The organism is Amycolatopsis sp. Poz14 (assembly GCF_006704225.1).
In the GTDB taxonomy this organism is placed as follows: Bacteria; Actinomycetota; Actinomycetes; order Mycobacteriales; family Pseudonocardiaceae; genus Amycolatopsis; species Amycolatopsis nivea.
The window spans coordinates 92,194-109,987 of record NZ_JACLHD010000001.1; the positions used below are offsets into that span (position 1 = coordinate 92,194).

Here is a 17,794-nt window from a genome sequence, read left to right on the forward strand (position 1 = left end):
CTCACTTCTTCGCGTACTTGATCGAGGACGGAATCAGCTCGGTACGGGCCCCGCTGGCCGCGCGGATCGCGGCGCGGCGGGCATTGATCGGCTCGTCCTGGATCTTGGCGTGCAGCTTGAGGATCGCGTCGAGCAGCATTTCCGGCCGCGGCGGGCAGCCCGGCAGGTACATGTCGACCGGCACGATGTGGTCGACGCCCTGCACGACGGCGTAGTTGTTGAACATCCCGCCGGACGAGGCGCAGACGCCCATCGAGAGAACCCACTTGGGCTCGGCCATCTGGTCGTAGATCTGGCGCAGGACCGGGGCCATCTTCTGGGTCACCCGGCCGGCCACGATCATCAGGTCGGCCTGGCGCGGCGTGGCGGAGAACCGCTCCATGCCGAACCGCGCGATGTCGTAGCGCGAACCGCCGACCGACATCATCTCGAACGCGCAGCAGGCGAGCCCGAACGTGGCGGGCCACAGCGAGTTCTTGCGTGCCCAGTTGACCAGTCCCTCGAGGCTGGCAAGAAGGATGCCGTTGGGGAGTTTTTCTTCGAGGCCCATGGGTTCAGTTCCAATCCAGGCCGCCGCGCCGCCACACGTAGGCGTACGCGAACCCGACCGTCACGATGAACAGCACGATCTCCACCAGGCCGAAGACACCGAGTGCGTTGGCGTTCACCGCGAACGGGTAGAGGAACACCATCTCGATGTCGAACAGGATGAAGAGCATGGCCGTGATGTAGTAGGCCACCGGCATCCGGCCGCCGCCGACGAGCGGCTGCGGCGACGGTTCGATGCCGCACTCGTAGGCAGCGGTCTTCGCGCGGTTGTACCGCTTCGGTCCGACGAGCGGACCGAGCAGCACGGAGAACACGGCGAACCCCGCCGCGAGCACGAAAAGCAGAACGAGCGGCAGATACACGTTGAGTCCGGGCGCCGCCGGTCCGGGATCGGCCTGCGCCAGCACGGGCACCATCAGCACGGGGTCTTCGCCATCCTTTCCGCGCCGCTGCGGGTTGTTCTCGGGTGGTGGTCCGAGTTCTCGGTTGCGCACCCTAAGGGAGCTGGGTCACACCGCCGAGGGTCAGGGCGCCCTTACGGCCCGTGTCCGACCCACCACCTGCTTGTGAAATAGTTCACAAGCGACGAGTCGCGGTTGTGAAGCGATTCACAAAGCATGGGGGGAGTGTAGGACGTGAGTCACACTCTTGTCCCGAGGGGTTATGGACTAAGGCAGCCCTAACTAGACAGAACGATCCCCCAGGCCCACCCCCGCGCGCAATCGCGAGACCAGCGGTAAAGCCACATTCAAGAACCGCGCCGAGCCCCAGCCCCGACTCGATCTTGTGACGCATCACACTGACCGGCCGGACAACCCATTGCTCCACCCGGGTAACTCCGCAGCCGATGCACCCAACCATCGAGGCACCCGGCCCCGTCCCGCAGCCGATGCACCCAACCATCGAGGCACCCAGCCCCTCCCCCAACCCCGATACGAAGCTCCCCTGCGGTTCGGGGGTGCTTGTCAAGGCATCTTTCCCGCCTTGACAAGCACCCCCGAACCGTCAGCACAATCAAGCTTCGGGGTGCCCCACGCAACCACAAACGATGTCGCCGCCAGGCGACGAGCCGACTACCGAGGACGAGGCGTAACCCGAGCCAACGCAGCGATCAACCGATCCACCCCATCGCCCCCACGAGCGTCGTAACACCCGGAAAGCCCCTTGTACACCAAGGGAAGAATCTTGTTGACCCGCAACCCGTACTTGGTAGCCGCGTGCATGATCTTCGGCTTCCCGATCAACTTCGCGAACACGTTCCCCAGCCGGTAATACCCGCCCATCAGCTCGCCGACAGCCCGCGGATACCCCTCCAACGCCCGCTCCCGAGACGGCCCCTCCGGCCGCGCCAACGCCTGCACCACAGCCTCAGCCGCGAGCTGCGCCGACTCCATCGCCGCCGAAATCCCCTCGCCGTTGAACGGGCTCACCATCCCCCCGGCGTCGCCGAGAAGCAGCAGCCCGTTCCGGTAATGCGGCGTCCGGTTGAACCCCATCGGCAACCCGGCCCCGCCGACCTTGCCGATGGCGTTCTCCTCGCGGTACCCCCATTCCTCAGGAGTCCCGTCAAGCCACTGCCGCAACAACGCGCGATAGTCGGTGTTCCGGAACGAGGCCGAGGTCGACAGCATCCCCAGCCCGACGTTGACCGTCCCGTCCCCCAACGGAAACGCCCACCCGTATCCAGGCAGCAGCTTCGGATCCCGAGGATCAGACCGGTCCCACAGCTCAAGATGCCCCTCGATGAACGGGTCATCATGCTTGGGACTCTTGTAATACCGCCGAACCGCGACCCCCATCGGCCGCTTCTCGTTCTTGTCGATCCCCACACTCAACGCCAGCCGCGCCGACACCCCGTCGCAAGCCAGCACCAACGGCGCCCGATAACTGACCGGGGTCTTCTCCGGCCCGACCTTCGCCTCGACCCCCACGACCCGGCCGGAAGCATTGGTAATCGCCCCAGTGACGGTGGTCCGCTCGTACAACCGAGCCCCGGCCTTCACCGCGGTCTTGGCCAGCAAGTCATCAAAGTCCTGCCGAGTCCGGGAGACGCCGTAAGGCGGGTAATCAGTGAGATCCGGCCAATCGAACTCCAGCGTCAGATCCCCGGTAAGAATCCGCAGCCCCCGGCTCCGCACCCAGCCCGCTTCCTCGCTGGTGTCCAGACCGAGGTCGATCAACTGCTTCACACCCCGCGGCGTGAGCCCGTCCCCGCACACCTTTTCGCGCGGAAAGACGGTCTTCTCCAGCAGCAGCACGTCCACCCCGGCGCGCGCGAGGTAAGTGGCCACGGTCGAACCAGCCGGTCCAGCCCCGACCACGATCACTTCGGCGTCGTGGTCTGGGCTGCGGCGGCGCGAAGTCGTCATACCGCCGAGTTTAGGCAGGCTTGCGCGCGCGGTGGATCGCGACGACGCCGAATGTGAGGTTCAGCCACTCCACCTCGGTCCATCCTGCGCTCGCGATGATCTCGCCGAGCCCGCGCTGATCGGGCCAGGCGAGCATCGATTCGGCCAGGTAGGAGTAGGCCTCGGGGTTGGTCGAGGACCGGCTGCCGACCCAGGTGAGCAGCTTGAGGACGAACCGCCGGTAGATGAACCGGATGGGGGCGAAGGTGGGCGTCGACACCTCGCAGATCACCAGCCTGCCGCCCGGTTTGACCACCCGAAGGATCTCGGCGAGCGCGCCCTTGGTGTCGACGAAGTTCCGCAGCGCGAGGGAGATGGTGACGGCGTCGAAGCTGTTGTCGGCGAACGGCAGGCACATCGCGTCCGCGGCGACCATCGGCACCTTCCGGTGCAGGCCCGCCTTGAGCATCCCGACGGAGAAGTCTGCGGCGAGGCACCAGGCTCCGCCGCGCGCGTACTCGACGGTGGACACCCCGGTGCCCGCCGCGAGGTCGAGCACCTTCTCCCCCGGCTTGGCGTCCAGCACGCGCGCCGTGGTGGTGCGCCAGCGCCGGTCGAACCCGAACGTCATGAACGAGTTCGCCCGGTCGTAACCGGACGCGACGCCGTCGAACATCGCGGCGACTTCGTGCGGATCCTTGTCCAGGCTCGCTCGGGGCATGGGTCCGAGATTAGTCCGTCCGTGCCGCGCGGTCGCGCGGGAGCAGGACGCTGGCGGCGACCAGCCACGCCAGCCCGCCGAACCGGCCGACCGGGATCAGCGGATACAGCGCCGGGGTCAGCAGCGACAGCGAGGCGAGCACCGCGGCCGCGGCGACCACCAGCCCGGCGACCGACAGCCAGCGCGGCAGCAGGTTCAGGAACAGCGCGGGCACCGCGATCCCGGCGATCAGCAACGCCAGCGGCACCACGAAGCCCGGCCCGCCGGACGCGAACGCGAGGCTGGTCAACGCCCGTGCCACCGCCGGCGTCTCGCTGGACTGCGCGGCGGTCCAGGTGATCAACCCGCTCATCGCGAGCGCGGCCGCGGACAGCACGCCGCCGGTCAGCCCGATCACCGCGCCCGGTGCCGCGACGCCGAGCCGCCGCTGTCTGCGATAGGCGGTCGCGGCCCAGACCGCCAATGGAACCGACGCGCCGAACACCGCGAACGCGAGCAGCTGCACAACGCCCTGGTTGCCGCCGATATACGCGGCGACTTCAGCCGCGCTGGAATCCGGCCGCGTCCCCGTCGCCCCGAGCACCGCCGACGCGACGGTCAGCACCCCGAACGCCAGCGCCGGTGCCAGCAAGGGCGGACCGCCCTGTCGAGTCATGGTCGTCATGGCAAACCTCCAGGTCAATTAGTTTCACTGCTAGAACGATTACACTGGTGTAATGGATTGTCAAGCGATACGGTTCAGGGCATGCAAGGACCTCCGCAGTTCGGCAGCGCTTTCCTGCTGGCCCAGCTGGGCGCACACGCGACCCTGCGCTTCGCCGAACGCGTCGCGGACCTGGGCCTGACCCCGCCCCAGACCGGCCTGCTCCGGGCGATCGCGCGGCGGCCCGGCGAGAGTCAGCAGGTGCTGGCCGCGGAACTGGGCACGCCGCCGACCCGGCTGGTCGCCCTCGTCGACGGCTTGGAGCAGCAGGGTCTGATCGAACGCCGCCGCAACCCGCAAGACCGGCGCCTCTACGCGGTTTTCCTGAGCGACAAAGGCCAAGAAACGATGGCCGCACTCGCGAAAGCCGCCGCAGCACACGAAGACGAGATGATGGCCGCACTGTCCACAGAGGAACGTTCGGTGCTGCGCGACCTGCTGGCCCGAGTCGCCGCCGACCACGACCTAACCCCCGGCGTCCACCCCGGCTACCGCGGCTAGTTGTCCGTGAAGGGCTCCTTGAGGGAATTAGATTCCCTCAAGGAGCCCTTCACGGACCTTTGTCAGCCCAGCGCGGCGAGCATTCCCCGCACCGAGGTCGGCCAAGCGAATTCCTCCGCACGCGCCCGAGCAGCCGCCCGCCGGATCTCTTCGGGACTGTCCAACAACCCGGTCACCGCGCTGGCGAACGCGGGCGCGTAGTCATCCACCGCCGCCCCGCACCCGGGCCGCACGATCTCCCGCAATGCCGAGGACGCCGAAACCACTACCGGCGTACCGGAAGCAAGCGCCTCCAAAGCCGCTAACCCGAACGTCTCATGCGGTCCCGGAGCCAGCGAAACATCCGCGCTGGCCAGCAATCGAGCCACCTCGCCGCGTCCAGCCAAGAAGCCGAGGAACGTCACCGGCAAGCCCCGGGCCCGCCGTTCCAATGCCCGTCGTCGCGGACCGTCCCCCGCGATCACCAACCGCACCCGCGCGCCGGACTCAGTCAGCTCAGCGACCGTATCCACGCTCCGCTCAACATGTTTCTCCGGCGACAACCGACCACAATGGACAATCAACGCGTCGGCACCACTGGCCAACGCCCTCCGCCATCCCGAATCCCGCATCGACGGCGCGAAGGTAGCCAGATCCACCCCCAGCGGCACCCGCCGGACATTCGGCGCGGCGATCCGCTCGAACTCCGCGTGCGCGAAGGCAGTCGTGCACACCACCGTGTCGTACGACGCCGCCATCCGCCGGTTGGCGGCATCCGCGACGTGCCGGGCCATCGCTCCGGGCAGCAAAAACTGTTCCAGCAACCGGTCCAGCCGCTCATGCGAAATGACCATGCTGGGCACGCCGTTCCGCCGCGCCCAGACGCCCATCCCACGCAAGGTCAACCGGTCGGACACCTCCAGCCGGTCCGGTTCCAGCCGCCGCAGCACCGCACGAACCCGCTGCGGATCGACCGCGCGATACCCGCCGGTCCCGGGAATTTGCAAGGCAGGCAACGAATACCGGCACACCCCGGTCGGCAGGCTTTCCACCGCGTACCGCCGCCCCGGCACGACCAGCGTCACCCGGTGCCCGCTGGCGACGTACCCCGCGCCGAGGTGGTTCAGCGCGGTCCGCAGCCCGCCGGACCGCGGTCCGTAGAAGTTCGCCAGCTGGACGATGTGCATGGCTCAAGCCGCACGCGCGACTCGGCCCTGTACCGCTTCGTAGTGCCCGACCAGCTCCCGGCACACTGCGGGCCACGTCCGACCCAGGACCACTTTCCGCGCCTTCTCGCCCAGCCGGGCCCGCAACGCCGCGTCGCGCAGGTCATTGACCTTGGCAACCAGCGCCGGGCCGAACGATTCCCGGTCGGCGGGCAGCAAATAGCCAGTCCGGCCAGGCAAAACGAGATCCTTCGGGCCACCCGCGTCCGGCGCGAGCACCGGAAGTCCGGACGCCATCGCCTCCTGCACCGCCTGGCAGAACGTCTCGTGCGGCCCGGTGTGCACGAAAACGTCGAGGCTCGCGTACGCGACCGACAGCTCGTCACCGTACTTCGCGCCGAGGAAAGCCGCGCCAGGCAACCGTTCCCGCAACGACGGCAGCTCCGGTCCGTCGCCGACGACGACCACGCGCACGCCCGGCATCCCGGCCAGCACGGTCAGCCGGTCGACCTCCTTCTCCGGCGCGAGCCGTCCGACGAACCCGACCAGCAGTTCGCCGTTCGGCGCGAGTTCCGCACGCAGCGCCGGATCCGCGTGCGCCGGGGAAAACCGGCTGACGTCCACGCCGCGCGCCCAGCGGTGCACGCGCGGAACGCCGTGCAGTTTCAGCTGTTCGATCGAGTCCGACGACGGCGCGAGCGTCCGGTCGGCCCGCGAGTGCAGGCGGCGGACCCAGCGCCAGGCCGCCCGCGCGCCGATGCCGAAGCCGTACGACGTGGCGAACCCGGCGATGTCGGTCTGGTAGACGGCGATCGACGGCACCCGCAGCCGTCTGGCCGCGGCGAGCCCGCGCGCGCCGACCACGAACGGCGAGGCCAGGTGCACGACGTCCGGGCCGAAATCGGCCAGCGCGGTCAGCACGGTGCGCGTCGGCAGGCCGATCGGCAGCGAGTTCACGCCGGGGAAGTCCAGCGCCGGAATGCGGACGACCGGCGCGCCGCGGTAACTCGCCGGACCCGGTCCCGGGGCGACGACCAGCACGTCGTGCGCGGATTCGACCAGGTGCTCGACGACCCGCAGCACGGAATTCGTCACGCCGTTCACCTGGGGCAGGAAACTTTCGGTGACTATGGCGACTCGCACGGCGTCACTGTCGCAAAACCGCAGGCAGGGCGGGCCAATCCCGCGTAACCGACCGGCCAACGGTGGCGAAACACTCCGCAGCGTCCGCGCCCGGGCGCCGACCGTCGAAGAATTCGCCACGACATGTCATCTTCCGGTCGTGTCCCGGACACCAGGAACGCCCAGACTAAGCAGGCATGACCCTCTTGTCCTCCAGGCCGTCGCGGCCCGTGGAACCCGGGCTGCTCTCCCGAGCACTCGAGGTCGCGGGGCGGCTGGCGAACGACGCCACCGACGTGATCACCGCGACCGCGGGCCGCGGCGCGCACCCGGCGACGCTGGATTCGCCGTTCGACTGGGTCACCGACACCGATCGGATCCTGGAACGGCACACCCGCCGCGTGCTGACCGCGGAGTTCCCCGGAATCCCGGTGGTAGGCCACGAATTCGGCGCCGACCACGGCGCGGACGTCGCGGAGTACCGCTGGGTCGTCGATTCCGTGGACGGCACGGCGAACTACGTCGCCGGAGTGCCGTGGTGCGCCTACAGCCTCGCCCTGGTCGACGCGAGCGGCCCGGTGGTGGGCGTCGTCGCCGACCCGTACCGGGCGCAGATCTACGCCGCCGCCCGCGGCCGGGGAGCCCGCGCGAACGGAAAACCGCTGAAACTGGTCGACCGCGCGGGCACCGCCGGAGCGATCGTCTGCACCGAACTGGCGCGCAAGGGCCCGTGGCCGGGAATGGGCGAGTTCATCGAACGAGCGGCAGCCGCCCACACCGGGGTGCGGGTGCTGGGGTCGGCCGCCCTGTCGATCGCCCAGGTCGCGCTGGGGCACGCCGCCGCGGCGGTACTGCACAGCTACCACGAATGGGACGTCGCGGGCTCAGTCGCAATGGCGATCGAGGCGGGCGCGGTGGTGCTGGACAAACACGGCGAGGACGCTGCCCTGCCTACCGACGGACTGCTGGTCGCCGCACCCGGCGTCGCCGACGAAGTACTCGGCTGGTGGCAGGAAACCGCCGGAACCTGATCACACCTTCGCGGCGACCGGCTCCGCCACCGAAGCGGACCGGTCCCGCTTCATCAACCGGCGCAACCACCACAGCAGCGGGCCCGCCACCAGCCACGTGATCAGCACCGTCATCCCCACCGGCAGCAGCGTCAACGTCGCGGTCCGGCCAGCGACCCTGGTCAGCTCGGGGTTCGTCGCGTCGTACTCGATCGCCACCAGCTGGCCGGCGGCGAGGCCCGACGGGTACAGCACCCCGGTCGGCGGGCTGTGCACGATGCCGTCCGGGGTCTGGTACTGGATGATCGTGCGGTCGAAGGCCACCGACTCGACCGTCGCGTTCGCCGTGCCCAGGTGCGATTCGATCGCGCTGTCGTTGCGGAACGCGGCGAAAACCAGGCTCACGCACATCACCGTGAGCAGCACAGCCACGCCCAGCACGGCGAACCACGCGATCCGCCGTGCCTTCACACTCCTGGCTGCCACACCCAGAGTTTAGTCGGGTGCGCCGACCAGCTCGGCACTCGGCAGCCAGTGCGCCCGGTACAGCACGTGCAGGTTGTACGAGTTCACCAGCAGCCGAGACGTCCAATGCAGCTGAAAACACTTGTGCTGCGCCGATTCCTCGCCCGGAGCCGAACCAGGGGCTCCGAACGCGAGGGCGAAGAAGTCCTCGGCGGTGTGCCGGAAGACCGCCGGGCTGCCGGTCAGGAACATCGTGTTCGCGTGGAACCGGTCGAGCAGCCGGTCCCGGGTGGGCCATTCCGGCCAGTCGATCGGCCGCCGATCAGCCGGGACCCGCACGGTATGCGGCCGGGCCGGGCCGAGCGCCGCCCGCAGCCGCGGCCACTGCGAAGGGCGCAGGTGCGCGGTGTGCTGGCTCAGCACGAGATCCAGCGGACGACCGGTGAACTCCGGTTCCTCGGGAATCCGGCCGGTGCGCAACGGCAGGTGGATGATCGTGTGGCGGGACCGCGAGGCTAGCAGCCACAGCACCCCGATCCGGTACGCCGCGCTGCGGTCGACGTACATCTCCACGTGCGACATCTCCGTGCCCGGAGCGACCTCGAACAACAGCGCGGTGTCCAGAACGGGATCAGGGCGCAGCACCCGCCACTCCCGGCCGTCGAGCCGGGCGTGGCGGAGCTGCGCCCGCACTTTCATGGCCACGAAATCCTCCTCCTGGAGCGGAACTCTCCAGGATCCCGCGGCCAGGCAAGCGAATTTCAGTGCCGCTCAGCCGCCGCCAGCGCGCGGTGGTTCGCCTGGATCTGGTCCCACGCCTTCGGCTTCGCCGGAACGGCGGCGAAAGCCTTGGCCGCCGCGACCGTCCCATTAGGACCGACGGCGGGCTTCCCCTTGGTGAACAGCCAGGTCTGGAACAGTTCCTGCAACGGCTTTCCCGACACCTTCTCCGCGAGCGCGATGAAGTCCGGGATCACCGCCGCTTTACCGGCCTTGGCGGTCTGCCACTGCTGGAGGATCGAGAAGAACGCCTGGTCGCCGACCGTGGTGCGCAACGCCTGCACGGCCATCGCGCCCCGGTCGTACACCGCGCGGTCGAACTGGTTCGGCTCGCCCGGATCGCCCGGCAGGACCTGCCAGAACGGGTCGTCGGCCGCGTAGGAGTCGTACGCGTACTGCGCGAGTTCCGCGGTCGTGCCCTCGCCCTGGTGCTCGGACCACAGGTACTCGGCGTAGGACGCGAAGCCCTCGTTCAGCCAGATGTCGCTCCACTTGCCCAGCGAAACGTTGTCGCCGAACCACTGGTGTGCGTTCTCGTGCGCGATCAGCGTGGTGTTGGAGCCAGCGGCGAAGTTGCGCGCGCCGTAGGTCGGCCGGGTCTGGTTTTCCAGCGAGAAGGTGATCCCGCTGGTCACGACGCCGCCCTCGGCCTCGAACGGATACGGCCCGAACTGCGACGCCAGGAACTCGTCAACCTCCGGCGTCCGCTCCACGCTCGCCTTGGCCGCGTCGAGCGAATCGCCGAGATCCGAACCGTAGGCGGTGATGAACGGCTTGCCGTCCGGCGTGGTGGACTGGACCACGTCGTACTTGCCGACGATGAACGACGTCAGGTAGGTCGCCTGCGGTTTGGTGCTGCGCCAGTTCCACCGCGTCCAGCCGGCCCGCTTCTTGGTTTTCTTCACCAGCGTGCCGTTCGAGATGGCGGCGAGCCCGTCCGGAGCCTCGATCGACACGTCGTAAGTCGCTTTGTCGGTCGGGTGGTCGTTGGAGGGGAACCACCACTGCGCGCTCTGCGGCTCGTCGATGCCGAGCGCCCCGAACGCGCCCTTCTTCCACGTGTTCAGTCCGCCGACCTTCTCCGTCGACGGGCTGTCGGAGTAGCTCACGACGACCGTCGCGGACTGGCCCTTCAGCAGCGGCTGCGCCGGCGTGATCACCAGCTCGCCGTCGCCGTTCTGATTCGTGAACTGCGCGGGCCGGTTGTTCACCAGCACCTTCGACGCCTTGAGCGCGAAGTCAAGGTCGAAGCGCGACAGGTCCTGGGTGGCGGTGAGCAGCAGCGTCGTGGTGCCCGACAGGACGTCGGTCTCCGGCTGGTAGCTCACGCGGATGTCGTAATGCTGCACGTCGGTGCCGCCGTTGCCGGCGTTCGGGTAGTACGGGTCGCCGACCCCCGGCGCGCCCGGTGCCGGCACTGCCGAGGCGGTGCCTGCCAGCAGCACCGTCGCGACTCCAGCCGCAACCGCCCCGATTCCGGCCCGAGTTCTCGATCGCATGGTTCCTCCAAGGTGGCCAATGCGACCGAACGTATCCACGTGAGCACCCCACAGGTACGTCCGAACGACGGGTTCTTACCCACTGGGAAGATCATCCGGATTCGGCGATCCACCACGCGATGGCGATCGGGATGCCGTACAGGATCGGGCCCGCGTACAGCCCCGGCCACGGTCCCCAGCCGCGCCGCACGGCGAGCCCGGCCATCGCGAACGACCCGGCGATCGCCGCGAACCAGCCGACCCACGGCAGCGACGCGACCGCCTGCTGCCCGGCCGCGCTGCAGATCGCCCTGCTGTCCCCGGCGAAGCAGTTGTCGCTGGCCATCACCAGAAACGACGAGAAATACGAGCACACCAGCCCGATCAGCGCCAGCGCCGCCACCGCCGCGCTGAACCAGGCCCACCGGCCTCGCGGGCGCAGGTCCGCCTCGTTCACGAAATCCCCCACATTCACCGGCCCCCGCCGGTTAAACCGTCCCCACCGCTTCCGCGACCGCGGACTTCAGCCGCGCGTGGAGATTCCGGTGCTGCGCCCGGTCGACCCGGACCTCGACGACCCGCAGGCCCGGCGCGGGCCGCAGCGCGGCACGGAAATCTTCGACCGTCTCGGCCAGGACGTGCGGCACCCGGTAGCCCGCGCACAGCGCGCCCAAATCCGCCCCGTGCGGCGTGCCGAAGACACGCTCGAAGCTCGCCGAGTGTTCCGGCGCGCCCTGCTCCAGCAGCGAGAAAATGCCGCCGCCGTCGTCGTTCAGCACCACGATCGTCAGGTCCGGCAACTGCTCCGCCGGACCGGTGAGCAGGCCGGACGCGTCGTGCAGGAAGGTCAGATCGCCGAGCAGCGCGTACGACGGCGCGCGGTGCACAGTGGCCGCGCCGATGGCCGTCGACACCGTGCCGTCGATCCCGGCGACGCCGCGGTTGCGGTGCACCAGGACGTCCGGCCGCAGCCGTCCAGCGAGCGCGACATCGCGCGTCGGGTTCGAGGAGCCGACCACCAGCAGCGCGCCTTCCGGCAGCGCGTCGACCAGCTCCGTCGCCACCCGTACGCCGCTCGGCCACGGCTCGGCGGCCAGGGCCGTCGAAACCGCCTGGCTGGCCGCAGCGTCCGCGCGCTGCCAGCTCGCGAGCCACTCTGGGTCCGCGGGCTTCGTCGGTTCGGCGAACCACTGTCCGACCTGGCGGACGTTGTGCGCGGGCGCGGGCCAGTCCGAATCCGGACGCACCAGCAGCACCTCGACCTCCGGGTCCGACAGCACCTTCTGGACCTGCCGGAACACCGTCGGACGGCCGAGGCACAGCACCTGCTCGGGCCGGTGCCGCGAGATGAATTCCTCGACGCCCAGCAGCCAGGCTCCGGACGACATCGCGGTCGCGCCGGACAGGCCGAGCCCGCCGGTCTCCGAAACCACCGGCCAGCCGTGCTGTTCGGCCCACTCGCTGGCCGCCTGCGCGCCGGTGTCGCACGCGATCACCAGGCCGTGCCGCGCCGACGGGACCACGAACGAGGGCAGCGCGCCGAAGTCCGGCAGCTCGGTCCAGCGTTCGCCGTCCGGGCGGCCTTCGAGCGATTCGTACCACTCGCCGTCATCGTCGAGGTCCGGCACCAGCGGCTCGCGGAACGGGATGTTCAGGTGCACCGGCCCGCAGCGCCACTCGCCGTACGCGGCGTTCCACGCGCGGCAGATCTGGCTGCGCCAGTAGGAGTTCTGCCCGGCCCGGCGTTCGGCGACGGCCAGCTCGTCGAAGTAGCGGACCGCGTCGCCGTACAGCTCGTACTGGTTGATCACCTGGCTCGCGCCCGCCGAACGCAGCTCCGGCGGACGGTCGGCGGTGAGCACGATCAGCGGCACGCCCGCCCGGTCGGCCTCCAGCACGGCCGGGTGGAAGTTCGCCGCCGCGGTGCCGGAGGTGCAGACCACCGCCGCCGGACGGCCGGTGCGCGCCGCGATGCCGAGCGCGAGGAACGCCGCGCCGCGCTCGTCGATGCGGACGTGCAGCTGCAGCCGTCCCGAAGCGGCGGCGTCGTAGAGCGCGATGGACAGCGGCGCGTTGCGAGATCCTGGACACAACACGACGTGCGACACGGTGTTGCGGACGAGTTCGTCGACGATGACCCTGGCCTGCGCGGTGGACGGGTTCACCGGCAGGCCCCCGTTAAGGAACCGTCCGACGGGCACTCCCCGGGGGCGGCGTCAGGCACAGCGATCATGTCCACAGGTCCTATTCTCCCAAACGTGGATGACGCCCGAGTTTCCGAGCTGTTCGACCCCGCCGCCTGGTCCGAGGTCGAAGGGTTCTCCTTCACCGACATCACCTACCACCGTTCGCGAGATGCCCGCTCCGGCAAACGGGTGGTCCGGATCGCTTTCGACCGTCCGGAGGTCCGCAACGCCTTCCGCCCGCACACCGTCGACGAGCTCTACCGGGCGCTCGACCACGCCCGGATGAGCTCGGACGTCGGCTGCGTCCTGCTCACCGGGAACGGCCCGTCGCCGAAGGACGGCGGCTGGGCGTTCTGTTCCGGCGGTGACCAGCGTATTCGCGGACGCTCCGGGTATCAGTACGCGAGCGGGGAGACCTCGGACACGGTCGACCCGGCGCGGGCGGGGCGGCTGCACATCCTCGAGGTGCAGCGATTGATCCGTTTCATGCCGAAACCCGTGGTCGCCGTGGTGCCCGGCTGGGCGGCGGGCGGCGGGCATTCGCTGCACGTCGTGTGCGATCTCACCCTCGCCTCGGCCGAGCACGCGCGGTTCAAGCAGACCGACGCGGACGTCGGCTCGTTCGACGCGGGCTACGGTTCGGCGGGCCTCGCCCGGCAGGTCGGGCAGAAGTTCGCGCGCGAGATCTTCTTCCTCGGCCGCGACTACACCGCCGAGCAAATGCACCGGATGGGCGCGGTCAACGAGGTCGTGCCGCACGCCGAGCTGGAGCGGGTCGCGCTCGAATGGGGCTGGACGATCATCGGCAAGTCGCCGACCGCGCAGCGGATGCTGAAGTACGCGTTCAACGCGATCGACGACGGGCTCGTCGGACAGCAGCTGTTCGCCGGCGAAACCACCCGGCTGGCGTACATGCAGGACGAGGCCGTCGAGGGCCGCGACGCGTTCCTGGAGAAGCGCGACCCGGACTGGTCCGACTACCCGTACTACTACTGAGAAGGTCGTTTCCGTGCACGTGGTGTGGCTCGACGGCAGCGCCGACGCGCTGACCGCCCTCGACGCGGCCCTGGCGGCTGCCCTCGACGGCGGTCCGGCGGTGCTGCCGCTGAACTCGGCGGATCCGTCGGCCCCGGCGCTGCTCGAGGCGATGGCCCCGGAGCGGCCGGTCGAGCCGGACACCGCCGTGGTGATCGCCACGTCCGGGTCCACCGGGGCGCCGAAGGGAGTGCTGCTGTCGCCGCGCGCGCTCACCGCGTCCGCGACGGCAACGCACTCCCGGCTCGGCGGCCCCGGGCACTGGCTGCTCGCCACGCCCGCGCACTACATCGGCGGCCTGCAAGTCCTGATCCGAGCGCGGCTGGCAGGCACGAAACCGGCGTTCCTGACCGGCACCGGCTTCCGCCCGGACGAGTTCGCCGCCGCTGCCGCGCCGGTGCTCGCGGAGAACGGCCCGCGCTACACCGCGCTCGTGCCGACCCAGCTAGTCCGCCTGCTCGACGACGGCGGCGCCGGCCTGGCCGCCGCGAAGGCCTTCGACGGCATCATCCTGGGTGCCGCCGCCACCTCGCCCGCGCTGCGAGCGCAAGCGGCTGAGGAAGGCGTGCAAATCGTCCCGTCGTACGGCATGAGCGAGACCGCCAGCGGCTGCGTCTACGACGGCGTTCCGCTCGACGGGGTGCGCGTAGAACCCGACGCTGACGAGCGACTGTGGATCTCCGGCCCGGTGCTGTCGCACGGCTACCGCCTCGCTCCGGAACTGACCGCGGAGTCGTTCCGGGAAGGTTCTTTCCGCACCTCCGACCGCGGCCGCGTGTTGGCCGACGGCCTGATCGAGGTGCTCGGACGCGCGGACGACGTCATCAACACCGGCGGGGTCAAGGTGTCCGCCGCCGCGATCGAACGGCTGCTCGGCGCGCAGCCCGGGGTGCGGGACGCCTGTGTCGTCGGCATTCCGGATCCGCAGTGGGGCGAGGCGGTCGTGGCGATGGTGGCGGGTTCGACGGACGAGGCCGCGCTGCGAGCCGCGGTCCGGGCTGAGCTGGGTGCGGCCGCGACGCCGAAACGCATCGAGTTCGTCAACGAGTTGCCGTTGCGCGGACCGGGAAAGATCGACCGGCAGGCAGTGGTCGCCGCCCTCCGGACGCGCTGAGCGGGTTCACCGAACGGGTGAAGATCGCATGGCGTTGAATGGACCCCATGGCGACAGTCAGTGAGTGGATCGAAGGCGCCCGGCCGAGGACGCTGCCGAACGCGATCGCACCGGTCGTGGCGGGCGTCGGAGCGGCGATCGCGCTCGACGCGTTCTCCTGGTGGCGTTCGCTGCTCGCTCTGCTGGTCGCGTTGTCGCTGATCATCGGCGTGAACTTCGCCAACGACTACTCCGACGGCATCCGCGGCACCGACGAAAACCGCGTCGGTCCGCTGCGTCTGGTCGGCTCCGGCGCGGCGAACCCGAAGGCCGTGCTGCGTGCCGCGCTGACCTCCCTGGGCTTGGCCGGAGTGCTGGGCCTGGCGCTCGTCGCGCTGAGCGGATACTGGTGGCTGCTCGCGATGGGCGCGCTGTGCATCCTCGGCGCGTGGTTCTACACCGGCGGCAAAAAGCCTTACGGCTACTACGGTTTGGGCGAGATCGCGGTCTTCGTGTTCTTCGGACTGGCCGGCGTCCTCGGCACGGTTTACGTCCAGGCCGGCCGGGTCAGCTGGGACGCACTGGGCTGCGCGGTAGCGGTCGGCTCGTTCTCGATGGCGGTGCTGGTGGCGAACAACCTGCGCGACATCCCGACCGACCTCGAGTCCGGCAAGCACACCCTCGCGACCCGCATGGGCGACGGCGGCACGCGAAAGCTCTACCTGACCCTGGTGACGGTCCCGTACGCGCTCACCGTGCTGATGGGGATCTGGCACCCGCTGCTGTTCATCACCTTCGTGACCGCGCCGCTGCTGCTGAAGCCCATCAAGTCCGTCGGAGGCGGCGGCAAGGGCCGGGAGCTGATCCCGGCCCTGCGCGACACCGGCATGGCGATGTTGGCGTGGGCGGTGCTGAGCGCGGTCGCCCTGTCGCTCTAGCGGCTCACCGCGGTCGCCTGCTATTTCGCAAACACCGCCCGGGCCCTGCTTCGCTTTGCGCCCACCGAACCGAGCGTTCCCGCGCCCAGGCGATGCTGAGCGCAGTCGCTCTAACGCCCCACCGCGATCGCCCGCCATTCCACGAACACCGCCCGGGCCAACCGCACCACGGCCCACCCCGCTCCGCCTTGAGCCCACCGAACCGAGCCGGGCGGTACTGAGCGCGGTCGCCCTCGTGCTCTAACGGCCCACCGCAATCGCCTGCCACTCCACGAATTCCGCCAACCCGTGCGAGCCGTACTCACGGCCCACCCCGCTCGCCTTGAACCCGCCGAACGGTGCGTTCCCATGCCGCGGTGCGCCGTTGACGTGGAACGTCCCCGTGCGCACCGCCCGTGCGAGCTCGACGCCGTGTTCCGCGTCGGCCGTCCATACGCCGCCGCTCAGGCCGTAGTCGGAGTCGTTCGCGAGCCGGATCGCCTCTTCCTCGGTGTCGAACGGGATCACCACGAGCACCGGCCCGAAGATCTCCTCGCGCGCGATCCGCATGTCGTTCGTGACGTCGGCGAACACCGTCGGACGCACGTAAAACCCGTCCGCCAGTTCAGGATTCGCGAGCGGCTCGGCACCGCCCGCCGCGATCCGTGCGCCCTCCTCGACGCCTAGCCGCAGGTACGACAGCACGCGCTCGTACTGGTCTTGGCGCACGATCGGCCCGACGAACGTGTCCGGCTTCGCGGGATCGCCGACCACGAGCCCGTCGGCCATTTCCGCGAGCGCGGTCACCACCTCGGCGTACCGCTCGCGCGCCGCGAAGATCCGCGTGTGGGCCACGCACATCTCGCCGTTGTTCGCGAACGTCGCGGTCCGGATCCCCTCGGCGACGGTCTTCGGGTCCGCGTCCGCGAGCACGATCGCCGCGGACTTTCCGCCCAGCTCCAGCCCGACGCGCTTGAACTGCTCTCCCGCCAGCGACGCGATCCGCCGCCCGGCCGCGGTCGAGCCGGTGAACGAGATCTTGTCGACACCGGGGTGCGTCACCAGGTACTCGCTCACGTCGCGGTCAGCCGCGAACACGCTCACCACGCCCTCGGGGAACCCGGCCTCCGCGAAGATCTCCGCCAGCAGCATCGCGTCGAGCGGGGTTTCCGGCGCGGCCTTCAGCAGCACCGGATTGCCCGCCAGCAGAGCCGGAATCAGCTTCACCAGCGCGGCCGAATGCGGCGAGTTCCACGGGATCACCGCGGCCACCACCCCGACCGGTGCAGCACGCACGATCGTCCGGTTGCCCGCCTCGTCGGTCAGCGTCTCCTCCCAGTCGAACTCGCGCGCGGTCTTGAGCCACGCCGCCGTGCGCTCCGGGAGGTTGTGCTGCGTCCAGCCGGTGAACCAGCTCGGCGAGCCGTTCTCCGCGGTGATCAGCTCGGCGATTTCGTCGGCCCGGGCGGCGTGCAGTTCGTTGAACCGCTCGACCAGGCGCAGCCGCTCGGCCAGCGGGGTTCTCCCCCACGGTTCGAGCGCCCGCCGGGCCGCCGCCACCGCGCGGTCGACGTCCGCCTTCGAGGCCTTTGGCGCGGTGCCGACCAGCGCCCGGTCGTGCGGCGAACGGATTTCGAAGGTGTCGGTCGTCGCGGGCTCGGTCCAGCGGCCGCCGAGGAAGAGCTGGTCGTAAGTACGCATCGGGATCTCCTGCCAGAGTTAACGGAACACTGCTCTCTTG

Annotated in this window: 18 protein-coding genes; 5 read left to right on the top strand and 13 right to left on the bottom strand. The window is 69.7% G+C overall.

Annotated features, from left to right (window positions below):
- Window position 1: 1 nt before the first annotated feature.
- The 5 genes from FKO37_RS00495 to FKO37_RS00515 all read right to left on the bottom strand — a co-directional run bounded on the left by FKO37_RS00495 (window position 2) and on the right by FKO37_RS00515 (window position 4,282).
- Window positions 2-550, bottom strand: coding sequence for an NADH-quinone oxidoreductase subunit B family protein (locus FKO37_RS00495; RefSeq protein ID WP_009072052.1), 549 nt, complete (start codon window positions 548-550; stop codon window positions 2-4).
- Between the two features lie 4 nt (window positions 551-554).
- Window positions 555-965: an NADH-quinone oxidoreductase subunit A gene (locus FKO37_RS00500; RefSeq protein ID WP_037818926.1), complete on the bottom strand. Its 411-nt coding sequence runs from the start codon at window positions 963-965 to the stop codon at window positions 555-557.
- Between the two features lie 657 nt (window positions 966-1,622).
- Complete coding sequence (locus FKO37_RS00505; RefSeq protein WP_167754426.1) at window positions 1,623-2,918, bottom strand: geranylgeranyl reductase family protein; 1,296 nt, start codon at window positions 2,916-2,918, stop codon at window positions 1,623-1,625.
- Window positions 2,919-2,928: 10 nt separating this feature from the next.
- On the bottom strand, window positions 2,929-3,618 hold the full coding sequence (locus tag FKO37_RS00510; RefSeq protein WP_037818876.1) for a demethylmenaquinone methyltransferase: 690 nt from the start codon (window positions 3,616-3,618) through the stop codon (window positions 2,929-2,931).
- Window positions 3,619-3,628: 10 nt separating this feature from the next.
- Window positions 3,629-4,282, bottom strand: coding sequence for a hypothetical protein (locus FKO37_RS00515; RefSeq protein ID WP_037818875.1), 654 nt, complete (start codon window positions 4,280-4,282; stop codon window positions 3,629-3,631).
- 81 nt (window positions 4,283-4,363) lie between these two features.
- Between FKO37_RS00515 and FKO37_RS00520 the strand changes: the two genes are divergently transcribed.
- A complete protein-coding gene (locus FKO37_RS00520; protein ID WP_238603452.1) occupies window positions 4,364-4,822 on the top strand; it encodes a MarR family winged helix-turn-helix transcriptional regulator in 459 nt (152 codons plus the stop codon).
- A 62-nt stretch (window positions 4,823-4,884) separates the two neighbouring features.
- On the opposite strand, the gene FKO37_RS00525 is transcribed toward FKO37_RS00520, so the two are convergent.
- A complete protein-coding gene (locus FKO37_RS00525; RefSeq protein WP_134734108.1) occupies window positions 4,885-5,988 on the bottom strand; it encodes a glycosyltransferase in 1,104 nt (367 codons plus the stop codon).
- Window positions 5,989-5,991: 3 nt separating this feature from the next.
- Window positions 5,992-7,062: a glycosyltransferase family 1 protein gene (locus FKO37_RS00530; RefSeq protein ID WP_308196511.1), complete on the bottom strand. Its 1,071-nt coding sequence runs from the start codon at window positions 7,060-7,062 to the stop codon at window positions 5,992-5,994.
- A 224-nt stretch (window positions 7,063-7,286) separates the two neighbouring features.
- Between FKO37_RS00530 and FKO37_RS00535 the strand changes: the two genes are divergently transcribed.
- On the top strand, window positions 7,287-8,120 hold the full coding sequence (locus FKO37_RS00535; RefSeq protein ID WP_037818869.1) for an inositol monophosphatase: 834 nt from the start codon (window positions 7,287-7,289) through the stop codon (window positions 8,118-8,120).
- Here FKO37_RS00535 and FKO37_RS00540 read toward each other — a convergent pair whose 3' ends face one another.
- From FKO37_RS00540 to menD, 5 genes are all read right to left on the bottom strand, one after another.
- On the bottom strand, window positions 8,121-8,585 hold the full coding sequence (locus tag FKO37_RS00540; protein ID WP_037818868.1) for a DUF3592 domain-containing protein: 465 nt from the start codon (window positions 8,583-8,585) through the stop codon (window positions 8,121-8,123). It abuts the gene before it with no gap.
- Window positions 8,586-8,594: 9 nt separating this feature from the next.
- Entirely contained in the window at window positions 8,595-9,269 is a 675-nt protein-coding gene (locus FKO37_RS00545) for a hypothetical protein (RefSeq protein ID WP_238603454.1), read from the bottom strand.
- Between the two features lie 56 nt (window positions 9,270-9,325).
- A complete protein-coding gene (locus FKO37_RS00550; protein WP_134734111.1) occupies window positions 9,326-10,843 on the bottom strand; it encodes a M1 family metallopeptidase in 1,518 nt (505 codons plus the stop codon).
- A gap of 91 nt (window positions 10,844-10,934) precedes the next feature.
- Window positions 10,935-11,279, bottom strand: a complete 345-nt coding sequence (locus tag FKO37_RS00555; protein WP_200864430.1) for a hypothetical protein — start codon at window positions 11,277-11,279, stop codon at window positions 10,935-10,937.
- A gap of 31 nt (window positions 11,280-11,310) precedes the next feature.
- Complete coding sequence (gene menD, locus FKO37_RS00560; protein WP_238603455.1) at window positions 11,311-12,987, bottom strand: 2-succinyl-5-enolpyruvyl-6-hydroxy-3-cyclohexene-1-carboxylic-acid synthase; 1,677 nt, start codon at window positions 12,985-12,987, stop codon at window positions 11,311-11,313.
- A 93-nt stretch (window positions 12,988-13,080) separates the two neighbouring features.
- On the opposite strand from menD, the gene FKO37_RS00565 reads away from it, so the two are divergent.
- The 3 genes from FKO37_RS00565 to FKO37_RS00575 are packed head-to-tail and all read left to right on the top strand — an operon-like array spanning window position 13,081 to window position 16,074.
- Window positions 13,081-14,004 carry a 1,4-dihydroxy-2-naphthoyl-CoA synthase gene (locus tag FKO37_RS00565; RefSeq protein ID WP_037818864.1) on the top strand — a complete coding sequence of 308 codons (924 nt, stop codon included), beginning with the start codon at window positions 13,081-13,083 and terminating at the stop codon, window positions 14,002-14,004.
- A 13-nt stretch (window positions 14,005-14,017) separates the two neighbouring features.
- Entirely contained in the window at window positions 14,018-15,157 is a 1,140-nt protein-coding gene (menE, locus tag FKO37_RS00570; protein WP_238603456.1) for an o-succinylbenzoate--CoA ligase, read from the top strand.
- 47 nt (window positions 15,158-15,204) lie between these two features.
- On the top strand, window positions 15,205-16,074 hold the full coding sequence (locus tag FKO37_RS00575; protein WP_238603457.1) for a 1,4-dihydroxy-2-naphthoate polyprenyltransferase: 870 nt from the start codon (window positions 15,205-15,207) through the stop codon (window positions 16,072-16,074).
- A 240-nt stretch (window positions 16,075-16,314) separates the two neighbouring features.
- Here FKO37_RS00575 and FKO37_RS00580 read toward each other — a convergent pair whose 3' ends face one another.
- On the bottom strand, window positions 16,315-17,754 hold the full coding sequence (locus FKO37_RS00580; protein WP_238603458.1) for an aldehyde dehydrogenase: 1,440 nt from the start codon (window positions 17,752-17,754) through the stop codon (window positions 16,315-16,317).
- Window positions 17,755-17,794 lie beyond the last annotated feature (40 nt).

Bases quoted from the DNA above. Each gene is read 5' to 3' on its own strand.
- FKO37_RS00495 (WP_009072052.1), bottom strand. From the start codon at position 550: ATGGGCCTCGAAGAAAAACTCCCCAACGGCATCCTTCTTGCCAGCCTC.
- FKO37_RS00500 (WP_037818926.1), bottom strand. From the start codon at position 965: ATGGTGCCCGTGCTGGCGCAGGCCGATCCCGGACCGGCGGCGCCCGGA.
- FKO37_RS00505 (WP_167754426.1), bottom strand. From the start codon at position 2,918: ATGACGACTTCGCGCCGCCGCAGCCCAGACCACGACGCCGAAGTGATC.
- FKO37_RS00510 (WP_037818876.1), bottom strand. From the start codon at position 3,618: ATGCCCCGAGCGAGCCTGGACAAGGATCCGCACGAAGTCGCCGCGATG.
- FKO37_RS00515 (WP_037818875.1), bottom strand. From the start codon at position 4,282: ATGACGACCATGACTCGACAGGGCGGTCCGCCCTTGCTGGCACCGGCG.
- FKO37_RS00520 (WP_238603452.1), top strand. From the start codon at position 4,364: ATGCAAGGACCTCCGCAGTTCGGCAGCGCTTTCCTGCTGGCCCAGCTG.
- FKO37_RS00525 (WP_134734108.1), bottom strand. From the start codon at position 5,988: ATGCACATCGTCCAGCTGGCGAACTTCTACGGACCGCGGTCCGGCGGG.
- FKO37_RS00535 (WP_037818869.1), top strand. From the start codon at position 7,287: ATGACCCTCTTGTCCTCCAGGCCGTCGCGGCCCGTGGAACCCGGGCTG.
- FKO37_RS00550 (WP_134734111.1), bottom strand. From the start codon at position 10,843: ATGCGATCGAGAACTCGGGCCGGAATCGGGGCGGTTGCGGCTGGAGTC.
- FKO37_RS00575 (WP_238603457.1), top strand. From the start codon at position 15,205: ATGGCGACAGTCAGTGAGTGGATCGAAGGCGCCCGGCCGAGGACGCTG.
- FKO37_RS00580 (WP_238603458.1), bottom strand. From the start codon at position 17,754: ATGCGTACTTACGACCAGCTCTTCCTCGGCGGCCGCTGGACCGAGCCC.